At 37.9% G+C, this 24,535-nt stretch carries 22 protein-coding genes; 20 read left to right on the top strand and 2 right to left on the bottom strand.

The features are described from left to right. Positions 1-43 precede the first annotated feature (43 nt). From KHA93_RS14455 to KHA93_RS14360, 20 genes are all read left to right on the top strand, one after another. Positions 44-949 (top strand): BadF/BadG/BcrA/BcrD ATPase family protein, encoded by a 906-nt coding sequence (locus KHA93_RS14455; RefSeq protein WP_213111369.1) that lies wholly within the window; start codon positions 44-46, stop codon positions 947-949. A gap of 1 nt (position 950) precedes the next feature. Next, the gene (anmK, locus tag KHA93_RS14450) at positions 951-2,126 is read left to right on the top strand and encodes an anhydro-N-acetylmuramic acid kinase AnmK (protein ID WP_213111368.1); all 1,176 of its coding nucleotides are present in this window, start codon (positions 951-953) and stop codon (positions 2,124-2,126) included. After that, entirely contained in the window at positions 2,123-3,076 is a 954-nt protein-coding gene (locus KHA93_RS14445) for a GNAT family N-acetyltransferase (protein WP_213111367.1), read from the top strand. Before anmK ends, KHA93_RS14445 begins: the two co-directional genes overlap by 4 nt. A 12-nt stretch (positions 3,077-3,088) precedes the next feature. Continuing rightward, positions 3,089-4,132, top strand: coding sequence for a serine hydrolase domain-containing protein (locus KHA93_RS14440; protein WP_213111366.1), 1,044 nt, complete (start codon positions 3,089-3,091; stop codon positions 4,130-4,132). Positions 4,133-4,343: 211 nt separating this feature from the next. After that, complete coding sequence (locus KHA93_RS14435) at positions 4,344-5,468, top strand: ROK family transcriptional regulator (protein ID WP_213111365.1); 1,125 nt, start codon at positions 4,344-4,346, stop codon at positions 5,466-5,468. 235 nt (positions 5,469-5,703) lie between these two features. Next, complete coding sequence (locus KHA93_RS14430; RefSeq protein ID WP_213111364.1) at positions 5,704-6,510, top strand: sugar phosphate isomerase/epimerase family protein; 807 nt, start codon at positions 5,704-5,706, stop codon at positions 6,508-6,510. A gap of 191 nt (positions 6,511-6,701) precedes the next feature. Next, entirely contained in the window at positions 6,702-7,826 is a 1,125-nt protein-coding gene (locus KHA93_RS14425) for a Gfo/Idh/MocA family protein (RefSeq protein ID WP_213111363.1), read from the top strand. Positions 7,827-7,906: 80 nt separating this feature from the next. Further along, positions 7,907-9,127 carry an MFS transporter gene (locus tag KHA93_RS14420; protein ID WP_233711171.1) on the top strand — a complete coding sequence of 407 codons (1,221 nt, stop codon included), beginning with the start codon at positions 7,907-7,909 and terminating at the stop codon, positions 9,125-9,127. A 169-nt stretch (positions 9,128-9,296) separates the two neighbouring features. Continuing rightward, entirely contained in the window at positions 9,297-10,223 is a 927-nt protein-coding gene (gene murQ / locus KHA93_RS14415) for an N-acetylmuramic acid 6-phosphate etherase (RefSeq protein ID WP_213111362.1), read from the top strand. A 94-nt stretch (positions 10,224-10,317) separates the two neighbouring features. Further along, a complete protein-coding gene (locus KHA93_RS14410) occupies positions 10,318-11,019 on the top strand; it encodes a PIG-L deacetylase family protein (RefSeq protein ID WP_213111361.1) in 702 nt (233 codons plus the stop codon). A gap of 71 nt (positions 11,020-11,090) precedes the next feature. Beyond that, positions 11,091-12,239, top strand: a complete 1,149-nt coding sequence (locus tag KHA93_RS14405) for an exo-beta-N-acetylmuramidase NamZ family protein (RefSeq protein WP_213111360.1) — start codon at positions 11,091-11,093, stop codon at positions 12,237-12,239. Positions 12,240-12,261: 22 nt separating this feature from the next. Further along, positions 12,262-13,215, top strand: a complete 954-nt coding sequence (locus tag KHA93_RS14400; protein ID WP_213111359.1) for a GNAT family N-acetyltransferase — start codon at positions 12,262-12,264, stop codon at positions 13,213-13,215. Between the two features lie 12 nt (positions 13,216-13,227). Beyond that, a complete protein-coding gene (locus KHA93_RS14395) occupies positions 13,228-14,100 on the top strand; it encodes a MurR/RpiR family transcriptional regulator (protein WP_213111358.1) in 873 nt (290 codons plus the stop codon). A 299-nt stretch (positions 14,101-14,399) separates the two neighbouring features. Next, positions 14,400-15,344 (top strand): carbohydrate kinase family protein, encoded by a 945-nt coding sequence (locus KHA93_RS14390; RefSeq protein ID WP_213111357.1) that lies wholly within the window; start codon positions 14,400-14,402, stop codon positions 15,342-15,344. 316 nt (positions 15,345-15,660) lie between these two features. Further along, on the top strand, positions 15,661-16,764 hold the full coding sequence (locus tag KHA93_RS14385) for a hypothetical protein (protein ID WP_213111356.1): 1,104 nt from the start codon (positions 15,661-15,663) through the stop codon (positions 16,762-16,764). Positions 16,765-17,095: 331 nt separating this feature from the next. Continuing rightward, positions 17,096-17,815, top strand: coding sequence for a GntR family transcriptional regulator (locus KHA93_RS14380; protein ID WP_213111355.1), 720 nt, complete (start codon positions 17,096-17,098; stop codon positions 17,813-17,815). An 18-nt stretch (positions 17,816-17,833) separates the two neighbouring features. Next, the gene (locus KHA93_RS14375; protein ID WP_213111354.1) at positions 17,834-18,979 is read left to right on the top strand and encodes an SIS domain-containing protein; all 1,146 of its coding nucleotides are present in this window, start codon (positions 17,834-17,836) and stop codon (positions 18,977-18,979) included. 1 nt (position 18,980) lies between these two features. Further along, positions 18,981-19,832, top strand: coding sequence for a tagatose-bisphosphate aldolase subunit GatY (gene gatY, locus KHA93_RS14370; RefSeq protein ID WP_213111353.1), 852 nt, complete (start codon positions 18,981-18,983; stop codon positions 19,830-19,832). 398 nt (positions 19,833-20,230) lie between these two features. Next, entirely contained in the window at positions 20,231-21,421 is a 1,191-nt protein-coding gene (locus tag KHA93_RS14365) for a glycine C-acetyltransferase (protein ID WP_213111352.1), read from the top strand. A 22-nt stretch (positions 21,422-21,443) separates the two neighbouring features. After that, a complete protein-coding gene (locus tag KHA93_RS14360; protein ID WP_213111351.1) occupies positions 21,444-22,412 on the top strand; it encodes an L-threonine 3-dehydrogenase in 969 nt (322 codons plus the stop codon). A 110-nt stretch (positions 22,413-22,522) separates the two neighbouring features. Here the strand turns inward: KHA93_RS14360 and KHA93_RS14355 are convergent, their stop codons facing one another. Both KHA93_RS14355 and KHA93_RS14350 read right to left on the bottom strand, forming a co-directional pair. Beyond that, complete coding sequence (locus tag KHA93_RS14355; RefSeq protein WP_213111350.1) at positions 22,523-23,275, bottom strand: hypothetical protein; 753 nt, start codon at positions 23,273-23,275, stop codon at positions 22,523-22,525. A 77-nt stretch (positions 23,276-23,352) separates the two neighbouring features. Then, positions 23,353-24,327, bottom strand: a complete 975-nt coding sequence (locus KHA93_RS14350) for a methyltransferase (protein ID WP_213111349.1) — start codon at positions 24,325-24,327, stop codon at positions 23,353-23,355. Positions 24,328-24,535 lie beyond the last annotated feature (208 nt).

The following is a 24,535-nucleotide window of genomic DNA, read 5'->3' as shown; positions in this document are numbered from 1 at the left end:
GGGATTTCCTATAGAGAAATAATATTAAGTTAGGGGGATGGGGATGACCTATACTATTGGAATTGATGCTGGTGGGACAAAGACAACGGGATTAATTATAGATTCCGAAAAAAATATATTATTCCAGACTAAGACGGGGTTTGGCAATCCCAACGTGAATTTTAATGAAGCATTACACAATGTTTGGGAAGCGGTTTCAGCTTGTTTGAATAGTCCATTCGGAAAAGGTTGCAAAACAATTGTCGCTGGAGTGGCAGGCATTGAAGCAGAAGGTAATCGTGAACGTTTTGAACAATTTTTTTCTACGAGAACGAATATCCCTACGATTTTTGTGAATGATGCAGTTCTTGCTTATCACGCATTATTTGACGATCAAAATGGTATTTTAACGATTGCAGGAACGGGCTCCATTTCCTATGGAAGGAATGGAGAAAAAGATGGTTACTCGGGTGGCTGGGGCCATATTTTAGGTGATTTTGGAAGTGCTTACGATATTGCCATTAAAGTATTTCGCCAAATAACGAAAGAAGCAGATCAAGGATTGCCGCATTCTCCACTTTCGCAGGCGTTGCTGAACGACTTGGAAATAAGCTCAGCAGATGGTTTAAAAGGTTTTATTTATAATGCTCTTAAAGGGGAGATTGCTTCTGTATCGTCCTTTGTATTTGCAGAGGCTCAGAAGGGAGATGAAGAAGCCAAAAGATTTTTCCTAGATGCTGGAGTTGAACTAGCAAACCAAACGTTTTCTCTATTTAAGAAATTGGATATAAAGCTGCCGTTAAAAGTTGGGTGCAAAGGCTCTTTATTAGAAAAAAATCCATACGCAAAAAAAGAATTTGAATCAACTCTGCAAAAACTTGTAGGAGATGTAGAATTCATTAGAAATGAAATCACCCCAGCCATTGGCAGTCTGTCTGTTGCGGTTTTATATGAAAAAAAGGGGTCATAGTATGGAGAAACTCGCTATCGGTTTAATGTCAGGGACTTCTGTTGACGGAATTGATGCAGCATTAGTGAGATTGAACGGTTTTGGAGTACATACAAAAGTCGATTTAATTGATTTTATTACATTACCCTTTGCCTCTAATGTTTCAGAAGAAATATTACAATGTATGAATATCAATGAATCGAATTCAGCTCTTATATGTAGCTTAAATTTTAAACTCGGCTATTTATTTGCGAATGCCGCAAAAAAGGTGTGCGAGAAAGCGAGTATACCATTAAGTAAAATAGATTTTATCGCTTCCCATGGGCAGACAATCTATCATTTTCCACAGCAAGAAGGTCGTTTCGTAAAATCTACTTTACAAATAGGCGAGCCCGCTGTTATTGCTTATGAAACGGGTGTTACAGTCATATCAAATTTTCGCTCGATGGATATGGCTGCCGGTGGCGAAGGAGCTCCTCTTGTACCTTATGCTGATTTTTTGCTATATCGAAGCAACTTGAAGGGTAGGGCACTGCAAAATATCGGTGGAATCGGAAATGTAACGGTCTTACCGAAACAAGGGACATTGGATGATGTTGTCGCGTTTGACACGGGTCCGGGTAATATGGTGATCGATGAGCTATGTAAAATGTTGAAGGGTGTACCTTTTGATCAAGATGGAAAATGGGCTTCTCAAGGGATTGTCCATAAAGAAATAGCCGAATCATGGCTGGAAATGAATTTTTTCAAGACGTCACCACCGAAATCAACAGGCCGTGAATTATTTGGCTCACAATTTACAAAGCAACTACTTCAAAACTGGAGACATTTACGTGATGATGATCTGATTGCAACAGCTACTTATTTTACTGCACTCTCGATTGCTGATTCGTATACGCAATTTATTTTTCCAAAAACTTATATCGATGAGATGATTATTGGCGGTGGAGGCGGATATAACGAAACTTTACTACGCATGATTAAGGAATTATTGCCCAATATCACCGTATTGACACAAGAAGACATTGGATTTTCCTCGGAAGCGAAGGAAGCGGTTGCATTTGCTATATTGGGCAATGAAACAATGAACGGGATGCCGTCCAACGTCCCGAAGGCAACAGGAGCTGGAAGTGCGGTCATTCTTGGTTCCATTACCATTCCACCTAATGATAGAAATATAATTGGAGGTAGAATATGAGGATCATTCCACTAGATATTAATAGAATCAATGAATTAGTAGAGTTATGGAATAATGAATTTTCAGCGGAATTTCCAATGAGGAAAGAGTTGTTTATACAAAACAGCTTCGAAGATGAAAATATGTTTCTTCCAGGTTCGTGTATAGCAGTAAATAATGAAGATCATGTGATCGGCTTTATCATTAGTAAGCGCTGGCAAGACCCAATGTCTGTACCTATGCCAAGAGATATCGGTTGGATTCAGGTTCTAGTGGTCAGTAAAAAGGAACGTAACAAAGGAATCGGCTCTTTACTCCTCGAAAAAGCTGAAACTGCATTGAAGGCAGATGGAGCGGCGGAAATCCAACTTGGTGGAGATCCATTGCACTATTTTCCGAGTGTTCCAGCTGATTATGAAAAAAGCGCTCAATGGTTTGAACATAAAGGTTATGAGTATTTAGGGAATGAATTCGATTTGCTCGCTCATCATGATCCGAGCTTGGAATCAGAATTCCCTGTCCTCGATGGTGTAGAAATAGAGATTTTAACATTAGAAGATAAAGATGAATTGTTGAGATTTATGAATAAAGCCTTTCCTGGAAGATGGGAATATGAAACGATTCGCTATTTTCAAAAGGGCGGTAAAGGAAGAGAATTTGTTGTTTTAAAGAAAGAGGGTAAAATCATTGGTTCTTGTAGAATTAGTGATGAACAATCTCCTGTTATTTACAACAATGTGTACTGGTCGCCTTTGTTTCCTGAACCACTAGGTGGAATCGGGTCAGTAGGGATAGATTCAGAGGAGCGTGGAAAAGGATATGGATTAGCAGCCGTATTGGCCGGTATTTCAATATTACGGAGCCGCGGAATTAATAAGATCGTTATAGATTGGACAACCATCGTTGATTTTTATGGACAAATGGGATACCAAATTTGGAAAGAATATCGGAAATATCGAAAGCAACTATAGGGGGTGTTGAGAATGAAAGAAAAAGTCATCCATTTTTTACAAAAAGAAATTGATGTAGAAAATATTCCTGGTGCTGCAATTTATATTTCACATAAAGGTACTCCTGTTTTGGAAGAAGCTGTAGGCTATCGAACCCTCTATCCATCGAGAGAACCAATGCAACTGGACACGGTATTTGATCTTGCCTCACTGACGAAAATTTTGACGACGATGACTGCATCCTTACAATTATTGGACAAGGGTGAAATAAGACTGGATGACTCGATTTCCTACTTTTTTCCTTCATTCAGTGAAAACGGAAAAGAGGAAATACGGATTCGTCATTTGCTTACACACACTTCGGGGTTGACTGCGCTTCGTCCTTTTTACAAGGATGGATTAAATACGGAACAAATCATTGAAAAAATTTGTGCCGAGGAACTTGAAAATCCAGTTGGCCAAAAAGTAGTATACAGTGATTTGGGCTTTATTTTACTCGCTTCATTAATTGAAAAGGTAGTTGAGGAGCCATTTGCGGAATATGTTTCAAGGGAGATCCTATCTCCATTAGAGATGTATGAAACAGGATTTAATCTTCCATTAGGTCGTGAGCGATTTGCTGCGACAGAATTCAGTGAAACACTAAATGATTACAAATATGGCGTCGTTCATGATGAAACTGCGGAAGCAATGGGCGGAGTGAGTGGGCACGCTGGTTTATTTTCAACGTTAAATGATTTATCTAATTTCGCACTTATGATAGAAAATAGTGGAAGCTTTAAAGGAAGAAAGATTATCTCAACAGTAGCTTTGGAACTGTCTAAACGAAACTTTACACCATTTGATGAAGAAGGAAGAGGCCTAGGTTGGCAGATTAATAGTCCCAGATTATCTTGCGGAGACCTATTCTCCAATTCATCATACGGACATACAGGTTTTACAGGAACAAGTATGTGGTTTGATCCACAAATCCAACTTCATGTCATTTTATTGACGAATCGAGTACATGCTAAAAATCAGCAAGGGATCTTAAGGTTAAGACCGAGGCTACATAACTTAATACGATCGCAGTTTTAACGCAGACTCAAGCGAGTCTGTTTTTTTTATTAAAGGTCTGGATTTCATCAATTGTATTCGTTCTGTTTCGAATCTCAACTAATTATCAACCCAGCTGAAAAAGTTAACATATCCCGATTCATGTATAATAGAAAATATATAAATGAAATTTTACCTTGTGTACAAGAATATAAATACATGAATAAAAACGAAGATGTAGAAGGTGTGTAATATGAAAATTAGAGGAAATCAACAAATGCTTAGGGAAATTAATAAGTCCCTTTTATTAAATTTAATCTATCTCCACGCACCCATTTCAAGGGTAGAGCTTGCAAGGCGTACGAAACTAAGTCCAACTACGGTCTCAGTGTTGGTAGAAGAAATTATCAAAGAGGGCCTTATACATGAAACTGGTACAACTGGATCAGGAGTTGGCCGAAAGATGACAATGCTGGAAATCAATGCTGAAAATGGCTATGTTATCGGCATTGATTTATCAAGGGAATCTTCGCTTTTTATTTTGCTAAATTTACGAGGAGAAGTGATTCGAGCAGAAAAAATGGATTGCTTTATTGGGGAACAATCTCTCCGGGAAAATTTGCCGATTGCAATTGAACGTTTTATTAATAAACAAAACATCAATCACGAGTTAATCAAATGGATTGGTATTGCAGTCCCTGGAATTATTGATGAGGAACAGAAAACAATCATAGGTTCAAAATACTTGCAAGTTCGAAATTTTCCTTTACAAACGTATCTTAGCGAGGCGTATCCTATTCCGATTCACATCGTAAATGATATTGAAGCGGCTGGGTTTGCTGAGAGATTCAGTGGTGCAGCGAAAGGGAAAAGTACAATCGTGTATATTTTAATTGATTATGGTATAGGGGCTGGCTTTGTTATTAATAATCAAATTTATCGAGGGGCAACGAGTCAGGCTGGAAAAATAGGAGATTTCTACTCCTATGGAATTGATACATTGTATGAAAGGCTCAAATCTGAATATCATGAGGAATTTTTTGAAGCTGATAAAGAAGTGGTCATTCAAAAATTTATCGGGCTCGCTTTAGAAGGCATTCATCCATATGAGCAAGATTTAAATAAAATGATTCATGAAATCGCTAAATATTGTGGGAATGTTATTCAATTTTTAAATCCTGAGCAATTAATATTAAGTGGATGGATTGCTTCGAACGAGAAGTTAGCCCAGCGACTAACAGAATTGATTCATACATATGAAGATACTCCTGAAAATCCCACACCAGTTAATACATCTCATTGGAAAAGTGATGGCCCAGCAATTGGAGCTGCAACAATTGGCCTTCACCAAATGTTTAGAACCAAAATAGTACGTTAATTTTTTTAAAAAAAGTTGTGGAAAAACTCGTAATATATTGATTAAACAGACCATAATGATATAATATTATTAATTATTTCATCCACTGGAATAATTAATTCAGCAAGTACTTCTTCAGAGGATTTAGTTGGAGAGCTGAATGATGTGGCGAGTTGCTTCAGCGAGAAATTGTAGTATTTCAGGACGCAGCTCTGCCAAAGGGACAATTTATTTATCCAAAAGGAGGCTTTTAGAAGTGAAGATTTCAATTGGTGGTTTTTCATTCTTTAACACGTTTTTGGAAGGGAAAATGGACATTTTTGGGTATTTAGAGTCGGTAAAATATCGTTATGGATTAGACACAGTGGATATTTGGAACGGTCAGTTTACGATTGGTGAACCTGATTTTTCAAGAGTGCCTGATGAGGAGTTTTTGAAAAAAGTACGTGAAGCCATGGACGAAAAGGGCCTTACATTAATCAACTATGCGATAGATGGCGCGCATATTTGGGACGCCGACTCGGACAAGCGTGAACAACTATATCAAAATGCTTTAGGTCATCTGAAGGCTGCAGAAATCCTTGGAGCCAAAACAGTACGTATCGATACTGGCGGAGTATTTGGCAACAACCCTGAATTTGATATGAATATGAGTGATGAGCAGTTCGAATATATTGTAAAACGCTATCGTGAGTATTGTGAGCGTGGGGCACAAAATGGTTATATGGTCGGACCTGAAAATCATATTGGACCTTCATTGAGCCCTGTCCAATTGAGAAAAATCGCTGAGGCAGTTGATCATCCAAACTTCGGTATACTCTTACATATTGGAAGATGGAAAGAAGAGGCTGAAAAAGGCGATGAAATGGTGGCGCCTTGGGTATGTCACACACATTTTGATGCTGGAACGGCAGTAGCCGAAGATGCACAAGATAAAATCCGTATGCTGCAGGAAAACGGCTTTGATGGCTATTGGGGCATTGAGTATAATGCCGATAAAAATCAATATATTGAAATTGAGTGGCTTTTAGGAACAGTAAAACGTATTTTAAAGCGTGTTTAAAAGGAGGATAAAAAGGACCAAGAATTTCGAGGCGGCGCAGTTTCGAGTAGCGGAATGTATGCCTTTAAATACATGAGTAGCGAAGACACAAGCCAACGAAGAAATTCGCTGTGTCATTTTTACCGAACTTTTGAACATCCTCTTTTAGCTACATTATAAGATTCATTGATTTATAGAATTGGAGGGATATGATGAGAAAGATACGAATTGGTGTTATTGGCGTCGGGCAGATCGGAAAATCACATTTGCAAAACTATGCGAGCATCCCAGATGCAGAAATTGTGGCTGTCTGTGATGTTAATGAACAAGAAGCGCGAAGAGTGGCTGAGCAATATAATATTCCGAGTGTGTACACTGATTATCGTGAAATGTTGAGTCGAGATGATATTGAGGCTGTGGATGTATGCTTACATAATAATTTCCATGCCCCAATGACGATTGCTGCTTTAGAAGCTGGGAAACATGTGTATTGTGAAAAGCCAATTGCAGGAACTTACTTTGATGGAAAAAGAATGGTAGAAGCGGCAAAAGAAACTGGAAAAATGCTTCATATTCAATTGGCAACGCTTTATCGCAAAGAAACGAAGGCTGCAAAAGCGTTAATTGATGGAGGAAAACTAGGTAACATTTATCACGCTCGTTCAACCGGATTTAGAAGAAGAAATCGTCCATTTGTCGATGGCTATGGTACGAAATTTTTCACGAAAAAAGAAACCGCTACCGGTGGCGCACTCATTGATATGGGAGTGTACCATATTGCGCAAATGCTTTACCTACTAGACTTACCGACTCCAACCCGCATCTCCGGAAAAGTGTATCAAGAAATGGATATGGATCCAAGAAGACGTGAAGAGAGCGGCTTTGATGTTGAGGAGTTGGCATTAGGTTTCGTTAAATTCAAAAATAACCTTACGCTCGATATTATTGAATCTTGGTCTGTTCACTTAGGCGGGTTCGAAGGTCCCAGTATATTAGGTTCAAAAGGTGGTATACGTTTACCTGTATTTGGCGAAGGTACTCAAAATCAATTTAGTTTCCATTCCACGATTGGCGATATGGATATGGATAGCACAGTTAATCTAGATTTAACGGATTACCGTTGGCATAATCTAAGAGAAAATGAGGACGCTTACGACTCATCTCAACATCATTGGATTGCTGCCCTTCAAGGCAGGGTAGAGTTATTGCCAACTGCAGACATTGCTCTGCAAACGATGCTGATTAGTGATGGAATCTATCTTTCTGATAAACGTGGGGAAGAGGTTTCAGCAGAAGAACTAGCTAATTTGAAAACGTCTACATCAGTTACAATATAATACATTATTTTAGGTACGATTAATCAGATTCATAAGGATTAGTCGTACCGTATTTTTTAACAGTAGAAAGGAAAATAAGTTTGATAAATACATCTGATGATTACAAACGAGGATTACTGACCGTAAAACTATTTAACTTTTTTCTATATGGTGCTCTTTCAGTTTTAATGTCTTTTATTCCTTTGTATTTTCAAGAAGTAGGGTTTACTACTGTGGCAATAGGGATGCTGATGGCAGGTGGCCCATTCGTATCTATTTTTGCAAATCCATTTTGGGGATATTGGAGCGACCGCCTTCAAAACATTAAAAAAATCCTACTAATTATGTTAATAGGGAATCTTATTATCATACAAATTGTTTTTCAATTAAATTCCCTTCCGCTCGTTTTTATTGCAATGTTACTATTTTTTAACTTCCAAACTCCATTATTTTCACAAAGCAATAGCTTAATTTTGAATACGATTGAAGGGACGCCGTATAAATTTGGGACCTTCCGTCTTTGGGGATCTTTAGGATGGGCTATCATGGCAGTTGGAGCTGGCCCGTTTATTGATTTGATAGGTATTAAAAATTTGTGGATCGTGTATAGCTTTATGCTTATCTTGACGATTCTATTCGGTTTTAAGTTGCCGCAAGGGAAAGTTGAAGGAACAAAGAAAATTGTAAAAGGCGGCTATGCTAAAGCGCTTTTTGGAAATAAGTATTTTTTGGTATTCGTTATTTTAGGAGTATTAATCTCTGTTCCAAATTCGATTAATCTAACATTTATTTCGCTTTATATAAAACAGCTTGGCGGATCAGTCGTGATGATTGGGTGGTCTGCATTTTTAACGGCTATTTTTGAAGTGCCGGTCTTTTTGCTGTTTGATCGTTATTTAAAAAGAAATACTTCTACGATGATCGGGTGTTTAGTTATTGTCAGTGTTCTATTTGTCATTCGCTGGTTTTTAATGTCCATTGCCACAGACCCGATGCAGGTGATATTTTTGCAAATGTTGCATAGTATCACGTTTGGTGGTTATTTCTATATTGGTACTACATTAACGGCAAAATTGGTTCCTGTTGAACTAAGAGCAAGTGGCCAAGCCATTTATGGATTGACATGGGGAGGCATTTCAGGAATTATGGCTGGAATGATTGGAGGATGGATGTTCCAAGAACTAGGTCCTAATATGATGTATCAGATTACTACCTTGATTTCTTTATTAGGAGTTATAGGTTTTACTGCTTTATGGCTGCGCATTAGAGAGGCTTCCAAACAGAATATGGCTTTAGAAGGCGAAAAGAATTTGCCTTCCTAGATAAATGATCCCAATATTGATACTTGGAAAGGATTCAATATTGGGATCAGTTTTTAAAGTGGTGAAATATAGATTCAACAAATTTATATAAATTTAGAATTAATATTTCAGTACTGTGCGGTTTTATGTATAATGAAATCACAAGCCAACATGAGAAAGGCTGGTATTCATGCAGGAAAACCTATCAAATTTAACCACTGAACAAATGAATCAAAGTACTGTTAATATTGATCAAATGTCTTCATTAGAAATTATTAATCTTATGAATTCTGAGGATCAAGCAGTTGCGAAAGCTGTCAATCTGGAATTACCACGTATAGCAGCTGTAATTGATGCGATTCATCATTCATTTAAAAATGGAGGTCGTCTCTTTTATATTGGTGCTGGAACGAGTGGGAGACTTGGAGTCCTTGATGCATCTGAATGTCCTCCAACTTTTTGCACCCCTCCTGAAATGGTTCAAGGTATTATTGCGGGTGGTGATGAAGCAATTAGAACAGCTATCGAGGGAGCTGAAGATCGTAGAGAAGAAGGGACAAGTGATTTAAAAGCAAGAGTTCTCCGTCCATCTGATATTGTCGTTGGGATTGCAGCAAGTGGCAGAACGCCTTATGTAATTGGCGCCCTAGAATATGCTCGTCGCGTAGGTGCTGAAACAGTGGCTCTTTCTTGTAATGAAGATGCAGAAATCAGTCAATACGCTAATCATAAAATTGAAGTGATTGTAGGTCCAGAAGTATTAACAGGTTCAACTAGACTAAAGGCGGCAACTGCCCAAAAAATGGTGTTAAATATGCTGTCCACTGCTTCGATGATCAAAATGGGAAAAGTCTACAACAATCTAATGGTCGATCTCCATGCAAGTAATAAAAAATTGACGGAAAGAGCTTGCCACATGGTAATGAACATTACGGGCGTTTCACTTGAAGAAGCAGAAAAAACTTTAAAGCTTACGAATCAAAAAGTGAAACCGGCCATTTTAATGATTTTAAGTGGTGTATCCTTTACAGAAGCAAATCAATTGCTTGAAGAAACTGGTGGATTTTTAAGAGAGGCTATATTAAAAGCTACAGAGAGTCAGCTTGGCACGGAGTAATGACTGAGCAAATACTTTTTAATAATTTGTAAGCGTTGACATGTTTTTGATCTTACTAGATTAATATAAAAAGAGAATATGAGGAGGATAAGAGATGAATTTAGTCGTAGTTGGAGCGCACTGTGGAGATGCAGAAATTCAAGCGGGGGCAATCGCCCATAAGTATGCTAAGGCAGGACATAATGTCACATTTTTACATTTAACTGCTGGCGAGAAAGGAAACCCTCCTAATGTTTCGGTAGAAGATTATCGTGTACAAAAAATTAGAGAATCTGAAAAAGTTGCCGAAATACTCGGTGTTAAGACAATCACACTAGATTACAAAGATGCAGAACTAACATTTAACGATGAAATCATTACTCATGTAGCCACGTTGATGAGAAAGCTAAGACCTAATGTGGTCATCACTCACTGGGAAAATAGCATTCATTCAGATCATATTATGACGTATAGAATCGTCCAAGCCGCACAATTGAAAGCTGGACTTCCAGGCTTTGATTTAGATGGATTACCTGCTCATTACTATAGTTTTTATCATAGTGAAAACTGGGAAGACATGGAAGGCTATGATCCAGATCTATTCATTGATGTATCAGATGAGTTCGATACATATTTAGAGGCTTTATCTCATTATTGGTTCATCATGAACTCTACCTCGTTTCGATATTATGATTACTATAAAGCGCTTGGAACAGTAAGAGGATGCGTTAATCGTACAAAGTATGCCCAAACATTGAAATTCCCTAGAGGAACGAATGTAAGAAAAGGTGGAGCATTGCCTGGGTATGAACTGTAATTTTAAGTATTAATAACAGCCTGAAAAATCCGGGCTGTTCTTCTTATCTTTAGAAGAAATGAGGTGTTATATTGCGTTTAGGTCTGGATCTTTTTTTAGAAAAGTATTATGAGCAGTTTAAAGGAAAACGAATTGGACTTCTGACGAATATGACTGGTGTCAATGAAAAGCTGTTCCCAACGATTGACTTGTTTTTTGAGCATCCACATATTAATTTGGTCGCACTTTACGGTCCCGAACATGGAATAAGAGGGGACGCGAAAGAAGGAGAAGCAGTGGAATCGTCGATTGACCCTTATACGGGGGTTCCTGTTTTCAGTTTATACGGGGCTTCAAAAAAACCTTCGAAGGATATGTTGGATCCAGTTGATGTAATCGTTTTTGACTTACAAGACATTGGGGCAAGGTACTACACATTCATTTACTCGATGGCTTATGTAATGGAGGCGTGTGCCGAATATGGAAAAGAGTTTGTTGTATTAGATCGTCCGAATCCAATTTCGGGAGTTTCAATTGAAGGGAATTTGGTTGAAGAGGATGTACGTTCCTTTGTAGGACTTTTTCCAATTCCAAATCGCCACGGTTTGACAGTAGGGGAGATTGCTCAGTTGTATAAACATGAATTTGGAATAGATTGTGACTTGTCGGTAATTCCGATGGAAGGCTGGGAACGCCATATGTATTATGATGAAACGAATCTTTTCTGGGTTCCTCCTTCTCCTAATACAACAGGCCTTGATATGAGTATTTTATATCCCGGAACATGTCTAGTAGAGGGAACGAATTTATCAGAAGGTAGAGGTACAACAAAACCATTTGAATATGTGGGAGCACCGTATATTGATGGATATAAGTTAGCTAAAGCCTTTAATCAAAATGATCTACCTGGTGTCTTGGCGAGACCCGTTTCATTTGTCCCTACTTATCAAAAGCATAAGGATTCGATTTGTGAAGGGATTCAAATCCATGTTGTCGATCGCCGCAAAGTTCAGGCTTTAAAAACAGGGTTAATACTATTAGAAACTGTAGCTGAAATGTATCCAAATGATTTTCACTTTAATGAATACCCTAATGGGAAGTACTTCTTCGATTTATTGGCCGGGACAACAAGACTCCGTAACGAAATTTTAAATGGAAGATCAAATATCTTTTTGGAATCTTGCGAAGAACAAATTGTTCAATTTGAAAAACAGAGAGAACCATATTTGTTATACAAGTAAAAGGGTAAGGAGTGTGAATGTAATGATTACATATCGTTATTACCAATCAGGGGATGAAATTGAAATCGTTTGCTTATGGAATGAATCTCTCCTCAAGGATCCAATCAATCAAAAAAGATTTCGGAATCTCGTATTACTAGACGCCAATTTTGACCCAGAAGGAATGCGATTAGCTTTTAAAAACGATAAATTAGTCGGCTGTGTATATGCAGTAAGAAGATTATTGCCGATGTATGGTACAGATTTAGAACCGGATAACGGGTGGATCCCATTCTTTTTTGTTCACCCAGACTATCGAATGTCTAGTATTGGAACTCAATTGATGAAAGAAGCCGTCCGGTTTTTACAATCAGAAGGAAGAACTAATATTTTCTTTTCGTCATATGCACCTAACTATATTTTGCCTGGTATTGACGAAGAAGCGTATCCTGGTGCATATGAATTTTTACAAAAGCAAGGATTTGAAAAATTATATTCACCCGTTGCAATGGATCGCAGTCTAGTTGGCTATCAAGTTCCTGAAGAAGTGAAAGCTTTAAAGAAACAAAGAATCGAAGAAGGATATTCGTTTTCAAAAGCTAAAGATAAGGATTTATATGAGGTCATTCGCTTTGCCAATGAGGTATTCAATCCTGATTGGGGGAGGGCTATACGAGAAGGGATTATACAAGGGCTGCCGATGGAACGAATTTTTGTTGCTAGAGAAGAAGAAAAAATGGTAGGCTTTTGTTTATATGGCGGATATGAAGGAATCCCTGAACGTTTTGGTCCATTTGGTGTTGATCCTGATCAACAAGGAAAAGGATTAGGAAAAATTCTGTTGCATGAAGCTCTTCAAAGTATGAGAGCAGAAGGTCTGCACGGCGCTTGGTTCCTATGGACAGGAGAGAAAACGTCTGCTGGATATCTTTATAAAAAGACGGGATTTACGATTACTCGCCAGTTTCATGTAATGAAAAAAACGGTTGATAAGTGAGTTGAGTAATGAATGGCTATTGCAACAGGCGGCTTAGTTATGCTTTCTGAAATGTTGTCGAAATTGCCTCCTTCAGAAAAGAAAATTGCTGCATATATTTTGGAAAACCCTAGAGATGCAATATCTCTTACTGCAAGTGAGTTAGGTAAAAGAAGTTCGACAAGTGGCGCTGCTGTCATTCGTTTATGCAAATCGCTTGATTTAAAGGGTTTACAAGATCTGAAGTTTAGAATTGCAGGAGACTTGCAGAAAACTGTACAGCAAGAAGTTCGAGATATTGAACCAAACGAATCAAAATATACAATAATTGAAAAAATGACGACAAACAGTATACAAACAATTAAAGAAACTGCAGAATTACTAAGCGAGGAAGAACTAACTAAAGCCATTCATGCTATAGAAAATGCCAGTTCTATTCACTTTTTTGGAGTAGGTGCATCGTATATTATTGCCCAAGATGCCCAACAAAAATTTTTGCGTATTAGTAAACATGCCACAGCTTTTAATGATATTCATATGGCTGCAACCGTAGTTGCGAATTTTGGGAAAGACGATGTATTAGTAGGCATTTCTTTTTCTGGCAACACAGTTGAAGTTGCCACAATTCTTGAATTAGCAAATAAGGTAGGAGCCAATACAATCAGTTTGACAAAGTATGGTTCATCCATCGTGTCGGAGCAGGCTGACATTCGCCTCTACACATCCGCTACTCGAGAGCCTACATTTAGAAGTGGCGCAACGTCATCTCGAATTGCCCAGCTCCATGCCATTGATATTCTTTTTATGTGTGTAGCTGCCCAGCAATACGAAGAAACCGTGAAGCACATTGATGAAACGAGAGAAGCGATTGATTTTATCGGGAAATCAGAACGACCTAAAAAGTAGAAGGATTACTTCATGTAAAAGGCGAACATATATGTAATCAAACGTTTGATTAATTCAAGGTCCTCCAAATTGGAGGTCTTTTTTAAAATAAGCGAAAGTATAAAGGGGTGAGTGCGGATGGAGTGGTTAATTATAATCATTATTGCTTATCTTCCGATGTTTTACAGAATCCATAGACGGCTTAATTATTTGGAAGAAGAAGTTAAAAGATTAAGTGGTAAAGATAATGTTATTTAACTAGTGAAGAAGTCACTAAATCAGGCGATGGTTTTTTAATAAAACAGAAGGTGGAATTAATCATGACAAAAAAGAAAATATTTATTATCGGTGAAATTAACGTAGATTTGATCATGACAGGTGAAAATGTTGAGCCGCAATGGAATCAAGAAAAGTTAGTGGATTCCTTTGATTTAGTTTTAGGATCATCATCCTGCATCACAGCTGCTGGGTTAGCCGGGTTAGGGATGGATGTTTATTTTGTTGGTCTTGTCGGCGACGATGTATTCGGACATTTTTGTGTAGAGGAATTAAATAAAAAAGGAATTAACACAACCTACGTAAAACTAGTTCCCCATATCCAAACAGGGGTTACTTTATCGCTATCAACGTCTAAGGACAGGGCGCTACTTACATACATGGGGACCATTTCTGAGCTGGGACCTGAAGATATTCCGGAAGAAATATATGATTTAGCAGACCACATCCATTTTGGATCCTATTTTTTACAGACAAACATGAAAAAGCATTGGAAAGATGTCTTAATAAAAGCACGCTCTCAAAATGTGACTACTTCATTTGATACAGGATGGGATCCGAACGAAAAATGGGATAGAGATGTAATCCTCTCATTAATGGAGGATGTAAGTTTATTTATTCCTAGTGAAGTAGAAATAAATAATATTTTTGGATTAGAAGACGTGAGTCAGGTTGAAGGGATTTTACCTGAACAACATGAAAATGTTGTCGTGAAGCTTGGTGCAAAGGGGTCTATGATGATTGATCCACAAGGAAATTCTACAAGAGCGAGCGGATATTCAATTACTCCAATTGATACAACAGGTGCAGGGGATTCCTTCAATGCAGGTCTTATCTATGGATATTTACATGGAATGAAAAATAACGATTTATTAGTATTTGCTAATGCATGTGGAGCTTTGGCTACATTAAGAATCGGGGGAGCTAGCACCGTTCCAAGTGTAGAGGATGTCATAGCGTTTCAAGCGGGTCATAAGATTATGATTTAAGTGAATGTAAAAACGAACGTTTGATTAAAGAGAAAGTGCCTTAATCAAACGTTTTTTTTATTTTAGAAAGCATGTGCAATAACCTCGTAATGGTTTGGGAAAGCTAAGGGGCGATATGAATTGTACTAACTTTAGTATGGTATGCCTCACTATCGTAACGCTTGATTATAAAGTGAAATAGATATATCCCTGTATACTTCTCCCCAAGTTTCACATAATGTAGAAGATAAAAATAGGTATTCATAATGAATGGACTTTGCCAAGCCACTCTGCATAGGCTAAATGGGAATCATTCTTCAACAGGAGTTGACAATAGATGAGCGAAAAAATTTTAAGGTATTTTGCAGGAGGAAATACAGCTAAAGGATTTTATAGTTTATACGATACCAACTTAGCAGAACTGGAAAGAGTCTTTGTTTTATCAGGAAAGTCCAAAAAAGAAAAATCTAATATTATTAATCATTTAATAAAAAAATGGAATGATTTTGACTATCCAATGGAAATTATTCATAGAGCCAGTAATCCAGATGAAGCTGAGGGATTGATCATTAGAAAGTTGAGCTTCGCTATCGTGGATGGTGATCATCCTCGTGAAATGGGGAAAGAACATATCGTTGCACAATGGGAAACAATTGACTTGGATCAATCGGATAGAACGGCTGATTTGAATGATGAAATCAACGAGGTCATCGATCTTAAGGTGAAAATTGAACAATCGTGTCTCCATGCATATAAGGCTTATGAAACTGGACTCAAGGTTCATGATGAGTGGGAGCGTATTTATATAGACCACATGAACTTCGATCTTGCGGATAATGTCGCAAAGTCTTTAATATCTACTTTATTTAAAAAGCCTGGTGCTGCAGCTAATAAAGATTCTAATATTAAACGTCGTTTCCTAGGCGCGGCTACTCCTATTGGACCAGTCGATTTTGTTGATAATCTTACTGAAGGTTTGAGTGCAAGATATTTTATAAAAGGTAGGGCAGGTACAGGGAAATCAACATTATTAAAAAAGATAGCCGCGGAAGCTGAGAAAAACGGCTTCGATATTGAAATATACCATTGTGGATTTGACCCTAAGAGCCTTGATATGGTGGTAGTAAGAGAATTAGGCTGGGCTATATTTGACAGCACGCTGCCACATGAGTATTTTCCAACGAGACCTGGCGATGAAATTGTAGATATGTATGAGCTGACTGTAGCTCCTGGCACGGATGAAGCATTTGCTGAAGAAATTGCCAATGTTGAAGCTAGATATCGTGAACAAATGAAATTAGGGAAGTTTTATTTAGCTGAAGCAAAAAAATATGAAGATGAATTAGAAGCGATCTATAGCAAAGTTTCTGACCATGCCCAAACAAATCTTATGATCGAGGAACTGGAACACTTAATGGTGAATCAATCAAGTCATTCTTAGTTAAGGCCTTCTTGCAATTGCAAGAAGGTTTTGCTTTTTATGTGACTGAGGGTATTAACCTTACCAAAAGGATTTGACTTCACTTTAAAGTGGAAAAAGAAGAGAAGTGGTAAAGCGATTATCGCTCGCGTACCCTTTGACGTTAAAAAAGTGAAACAAGGTAACTCAAGTTTCCACCAGAAGCTACGTACAACATCTATTTTCAAATCGAAAATTTCAACTAAATTCATTAACAAAAATCCTTCAATTTTTTCACACTCATGATATAATAAACACAACTGGTCATGACAACATGACAAGGATAAAGATTTCTTTTTAAGGAGAAATAAAGATGGTTGAAAAAGACAACCGTTTGCCGCTTTATTATCAATTAATGGATGTAATTATCGGCAAAATTGAATCGGGGGAACTTAAGGATCATGATAAGCTTCCTTCCGAGCGGGAATTATGTGAAATGTATAATGTGAGCCGCACGACTGTAAGACAGACGATGCATGAGCTTGAAAAAGAAAAGTTGATTTACAAACAACACGGGAAAGGTACGTTTGTTTCACCGAAAGTCATCAATCAGAGTCTTCTTAAATTTTATAGTTTTACAGAGGAAATGAAAAAGATTAATAAAATTCCGTCTTCACAAGTATTAGCTTTTGAAGAAATCGAAAGTGATGCTAAAACTGCGAAGAAAATGGAAATCAGTGAAGGGACGAAGATTTACAAAATAACAAGACTTCGATTCGCTGATGATGAACCGATGATGTATGAAATATCTTATCTTCCTCTAAGCAGATTTCCTGATTTACATGGAGATGATTTAGAAAAGGTGCCGATGTATACTCTTTTTCGCGATAAATATCAAGCGATTATCACAAAGGCTACCGAACGATTTGCCGCAATTCCAACTTCAAAAAAAGAAGCTGCACTTCTAAACATACAAGAAGGAGAGCCCAGCCTCTTAATTAACCGAACAAGTTTTGAAGGCGATACAGTGATTGAGTATACGGTCACTATTGCAAGGGGAGATAAGTTCACCTATTCAGTTGAATTAAATTAAAGGAAAGGTTGGATGAAAGTGGAGAAATCACACACGATGAGAGAAATTGAGCAACAACCATCTTTATGGGTTAAAGCAGTTGAGCAATTTTCCTCAGAAAAAGAAAACATGGAACAATTTTTACAGGCGATTAATTCAAAGCATGAGCATGCTCGTGTTATTTTTACTGGCGCAGGAACAAGTGCATTTATTGGTGAAACGATTTATCCTTATATTCGCCGCGAAATTCGAGATAGAGGTTGGGAAGTGGAAACCATTTCGACGACTAATCTCACGTCCTCACCTTATTCTTTTTTAGATAAAAATATTCCAACCATCATGGTATCCTTTGCGCGTTCCGGAAACAGTCCTGAAAGTGTAGCGGCCGTTGAACTAGCGGAAAAGCTTGTTAATGATTTCTATGAAATAACCATTACATGCAATCGCGAAGGGGCACTTGCAAAACGGAAGCGTGAAAAAGACGAACAACTTGTGTTAATTCTTCCTGAAGAAGCGAATGACAAAGGTCTTGCGATGACGAGTAGTTACTCGACAATGATGCTTACAGCTTTGTATTTGTTCAGTAAAAATAAAGATGAATTTGCACAAAAAGTTCAGGAGATAGCTAAAGCTGGCGAAGAAATGCTTAATAAAAGCAAAAATTTAATTCCTGAACTTGTAAAATTACCGCTCGGTAAATTAGTGTATTTAGGTTCTGGCGTATTTGAAGGTTTATCAAGGGAATCAGCTTTAAAATTTCTTGAATTAACTTCTGGAAAGTTTCCTACGATGTTCGATACAACGCTAGGATTCCGTCACGGTCCAAAATCGATTCTTGATCCGAACACGATGGTCGTTGTTTATGTATCCAACCACGAATACACAAGAAAGTATGACCTCGACATGCTAAAAGAATTACATGCAGAACAGGATCGTGGAGCACTTCTTGCGATTTCAGGTGTTGAAGATCCTGAAGTGGAAAAATATAGTGATTATCAAATAAATATTCCTTTATCTAAGGAAGAAGATATGCTGCTCGCATTCCCTAATATTATTTTTGCGCAACTTTGGGCGTATGAAAAATCTCTTTCTAGTGGTCTATCACCAGATAATCCATCACCAACCGGTGTAATCAATCGAGTAGTTCAAGGTGTAAAAATCTATCCTTTCCAGGGGGAAAACTAAAATGGCAAATGCTTCAAAGAATCTCTTACAGCTAGCTCAAGCTGGAAATTACGCAGTTCCAGCATTCAATATTCATAATTTAGAAATCGCAAAAGCTGTTCTTGAAACGTCTGAAGAAATGCAGTCCCCTGTTCTTCTTGCTGCAACACCAGGAACGGTTAAATATATGGGAGAAGAATTTCTAATTGGTATTATGGAAGCTGCTAGAAAAACATATAGTATTCCATTTGAAGTTCATTTAGATCATCATGAAAATATTGATGACATTAAGCGGTTGATTGATATGGGCGTAGGTTCTGTCATGATTGATGCTAGCCATCATCCGTTTGAAGAGAATATCGCCATTGTGAAGGAAGTAGTCGACTATGCTTCAAATTATGGAGTGTTTGTTGAAGCGGAGTTGGGACGTCTTAGCGGAATCGAAGACGATATGAGTGTCGATGAAAAAGATGCCATTTACACGAATCCGGCCCAGGCGAAGGAGTTTGTAGAGCGGACTGGAATCCACTCACTAGCTGTTGCGATTGGCACGGCGCATGGATTATACAAAGGTGAACCAAAACTTGATTTGGATCGTTTGCAAGAAATTCGTCAAGTAGTGGATGTTCCACTAGTACTCCACGGTGGCTCTGGTCTTCCAGATGCTTTAGTTCAGGAAACAATTCGGATGGGAATTTGCAAAGTAAATATTGCTACAGAATTAAAGAATGCTTTTGTCGCAGGTCTCAGTAAATACTTGATTGATTATCCTGATCAGAACGATCCTCGTAAATATTTCAGTGATGCCATCACAAATCTTAAAAAAGTAGCTGCAGATAAAATTAATATGTGTCAAAGTGCTGGAAAAGCTTGATAAAAACTTTTAACAAACGGAACTTAACATTGTGTTAAGTTCCGTTTGTTTTTTTGTTTATTTTTTGTCCTTTTCATATGAACATATTTTTTATTATGTGGTATATTATATATAACAACAATGTTGTTGGTGTGCGTGTGTATTTCTGTTGTGGACACATGTATATAAGGCGCTTACATGGAAACACTTTAACTAACATTAATTGCGTCTACAACTCAGTAATTGGTTAGCAATATGTAAGTGAACTTCATCTAATACTGAAGTTCATACTTTGGCTAAATTATGTTAAAGCTTCGGGCGGATACTATAGATTTTAAACAAAATATATGGAGCTAGCTCGATAAAAATTTAGACGCAATTCCAACAACGCGTCACGGATTTATAATGGAGGGATGAAAATGTCGAGTCAAACATTGGATCAATTTTTAACAGAGAATTTGAATCAATTACGAGATCAAGGTCTTTACAATGAAATCGAAACCGTCGAAAGTGCGAATGGTCCCATCATTACATTGAATGGAAAAAAACAAATCAATTTATCTTCGAACAATTATTTAGGTCTCGCAACAGATGAACGCTTAAAAAAAGCAGCCATCGATGCAGTAGAAGAATGGGGCGTTGGAGCGGGTGCTGTTAGAACAATTAATGGGACATTAAAGCTTCACGATAAACTGGAAGAAAAATTAGCTGAATTTAAAGGAACGGAAGCAGCCATTTCCTATCAATCAGGTTTTAATTGTAATATGGCGGCAATTTCAGCTGTTATGGATAAAAACGATGCGATTTTATCAGATGAATTAAACCATGCTTCAATCATAGATGGCTGCCGTTTATCAAAAGCAAAAATTATTCGCGTCAATCATTCAGACATGGATGATCTAAGGAAAAAAGCTAAAGAAGCAAAAGAATCTGGCCAATTTAATAAAATTATGGTCATTACTGACGGAGTTTTTTCGATGGATGGCGATATTGCAAAGCTCCCAGAAATCATTGAAATTGCAGAAGAATTTGACTTGATTACGTATGTAGATGATGCTCATGGTTCAGGTGTCCTTGGAAAAGGAGCAGGAACGGTAAAGCATTTCGGCCTTCAAGATAAGGTTGATTTCCAAATTGGTACATTGTCGAAAGCGATTGGTGTTATTGGGGGATATGTTGCAGGGAAAAAGGAATTAATCGACTGGTTGAAAGTCAGATCTCGTCCGTTCTTATTTTCAACAGCTGTTACCCCAGCTGATGCAGCGGCTGCAACGAAGGCAATTGAAATATTAATGGAAAGCACAGAACTTAATGAACGTTTATGGGAGAATGGCGACTATTTGAAAAAGGGTTTAAAGAACCTTGGATTTAATATTGGCCACAGTGAAACACCTATTACACCTGTTATCATTGGAGACGAAAAAACAACTCAAGTATTTAGTAAACGCCTATATGAAGAAGGTGTGTACGCAAAATCCATCGTATTTCCGACTGTACCAAAAGGAACGGGACGTGTCCGTAATATGCCGACTGCTGCTCATACGAAAGAAATGCTAGATGAGGCTATTTCTATATATGAGAAAGTTGGAAAGGAATTAAGCATTATCTAACCCGACATCTGGAGGAAGCAATATGAAAAAGATTATGGTTACGGGAGCACTAGGTCAGATTGGAACGGAATTAGTGATAAAACTTCGTGGTTTATATGGAGCGGAAAATGTGGTCGCAACGGATATCCGTAAGAACGAATCTGTTGCCGTGACATCTGGTCCCTTTGAAATTTTAGATGTAACCGATGGAAAAAGAATGTTTGAAATAGCGAAGAAATATAAAATAGATACGATTATGCATTTGGCTGCGATGCTATCTGCTGTTGCTGAAGCTAAACCACTGGTAGCTTGGAATATCAATATGGGTGGGTTAGTGAATGCTCTTGAAACATCAAGAGAATTAGGACTACAAATGTTTACGCCTAGCTCAATTGGATCCTTTGGTCCTTCTACCCCGAAGGATGGCACACCGCAAGTGACCATTCAGCGCCCCACAACGATGTATGGAGTGAATAAGGTTTCGGGTGAACTTTTATGTGATTATTATTTTACAAAATTCGGGGTCGACACAAGAGGAGTCCGTTTTCCTGGATTAATTTCGTATATGGCACCTCCAGGGGGAGGAACGACCGACTACGCAGTAGAAATTTATTACGATGCTGTTGAAAAGGGAAGATACAATTCCTTTATCGATAAAGGAACATATATGGATATGATGTATATGCCTGATGCGTTACAGGCAATCGTTCAACTGATGGAGGCGGACGCAGGACTCCTTAAGCACCGTAATGCTTATAATATTACGGCGATGAGTATAGAACCGGAAGAAATTGCAAGAGAAATCCGACGTCACATACCTGATTTTCAATTAGATTACGCAGTCGATCCCGTTCGCCAATCGATAGCTGAAAGCTGGCCAAATTCAATCGATGATACAGCTGCAAGAGAGGATTGGGGATTTAAACCGGATTATAATTTGGAAAAAATGACAGAGGACATGTTGGAAAAAATAGAATTGAAAATAGCGCAAAAACGTAAGATGGTCCAGTAATAAATGTTCCACTTACTAGAAAAAATCCACCCAAGAAAACTCTAGGGTGGATTACTTTTTCACTTCAGAATATTTGCTTGTCAGGGCTTAATCAGGCAACTTCCGCTTTTCTATAAATCTTCTATTTTCCAATCGACCGAAAAACTTCCCTTTAAGTCGTCACCTGTTACAACGACTCTATACACGCCCGTTTTCTCAACGCTGAACTTCATATTTTTTTCAGTTGATTCTATCATCGGAACCAATTTGCCTTTTTCATTTAAAATGTGGTGGCCGTGCCCACCTCCATTATCATTGTTCATTTCGATTGAAAAAGAAATTGTTTGCCCTTCTTTTGCTTTTATAGGTATTTGTTGTTCTCCGTTAAAATAATCAAAGCTTGCGGAGTAGGATGTCTCCTTTTTTACTTCTGACCATTGTTTTTTAACCGTAAAATCAATATTCATGATAATCAAAAAAAGTATCGGCATCACGAATGCAAATATATACTTGATTACGGATTTCTGGTTGGCGATAACTGTTCCAAAATAAAAGAGAAGCGCTGCTATAGCACCAATTGTTCCAGCGATTATCGTAAATAGATTAAAACCAAAAATGATAAATATAGAGAATCCTGCCACCACATATAAAATTACTTTGGTAGAAAGGTTGTTTTGGGAGAACTTACTTAAAATGAAATCAATAATAATAGAACAAATAAATCCATAACCAAAAAACGCAAGCCATAAAAGAGGATTTGAAATGTCCTTGGAGAATCGATACATATCAATATTGGATGTTGATAGCATAAAAAGAAAGAAAATAGACAATGAGAAACCTGCACCAGCTAATTTTTTAATCAAATAAGAGATTGTATTTTTCATAAAATAAACACCTTTAGCATATGCTTTCATTCTAATAGTAAACGAGTATGGTTTCTATTACCATACTCGTTTATCCTTTAGATCGGTTGACACTCGACTAAAAAACCCCCATGCTTTTGGGCAGCGGATACCTCTAAACCGACTTCACGAGCCATTTCTTTGAATTCAGACAAGGGAATCGGCTTTCCTCCTAGCAGAACCATTTCAATACTTAAATGATGTGCTTCTTCATCTGGCGTTACTCCACCCATTATAACGATTCGACCAGATGGACGTGCGGCTTCAGCACAACGAAGTAAAATTTCTTTTTTATCTTTGTCCGGCCAGTTCCCAAGTACTTTTTTAAGCAGGTAAATATCAGCTCCAGCAGGTAGGGGATCAAAGAAACTTTGGCCAACTGCTGTAACACGATCGCTTACACCTGCATCTTGGAAAACCTCAGCTGATCGGGCAACCGTTCCAGGAAGATCGACCAACGTACCGTGGATGTGGGGTCTTGCACTAAGAATTTCCGCGAGCATCGCTCCAGTGCCACCACCAACGTCTACGACAGTTTGAACTAAATCCCAATCTCCTGTAATCGGGAAATTAGGATCCGGAACCCCGTGCCCAGCTTTTCCCATTAGATCATCGAAGCTCTGTCCAACATCAGGATTTACAGCAAGATCTTCCCAAAAAGGGAGACCGAACTGTTCATGATATCCCGAGGTTCCAGTTCGAACGTAAGTAGGAAGGGTCCCCCATGCGTAAGCCATTCTACCGCCAATTCCAATTAGGTTAGGGCGGTGAGATGGTTCGAGCAATCCCCTAGAAACATCATTAAGTGCAAATTGACCAGGCTCTGTTTCTTCAAAAACACCTTTGCTGACAAGATGGCGCATCACATTATGGAGCACATAAGCATCGCTTCCACTGGCTTTAGCAAGATCATCAATATGGTCGATTCCTTCAGAAATATGATCTGCGATTCTTAAGGTTCCAACTGTATGTATACACCATGGAGTACAAAGATCACTTAAAGCTTCAAGCTTAGCAAAATTGATTTCTGACATAAAAACTACCTCCTTTATAGTAAAACTAGTATTTTTATAGATAGATAATTTTATGCTATCATGAAAACGCTTTTTTACCAATAAATCTTCCAAAAAAATATCTGAATGTATGTCTATCAATTTAATGTATTAATTACTAAATGTAATACGATTTATTCACCTATTATATTTGCTATAATGTAATTATCTCTTATATGGAGGTTCAGTC

The sequence above is a fragment of the Lederbergia citrisecunda genome, from assembly GCF_018343695.1.
GTDB classification, from domain to species: Bacteria; Bacillota; Bacilli; order Bacillales; family Bacillaceae_C; genus Lederbergia; species Lederbergia citrisecunda.
The sequence above is the reverse complement of the archived record's forward strand: the minus strand, read 5'-3'. Positions and strand labels throughout refer to the sequence as shown.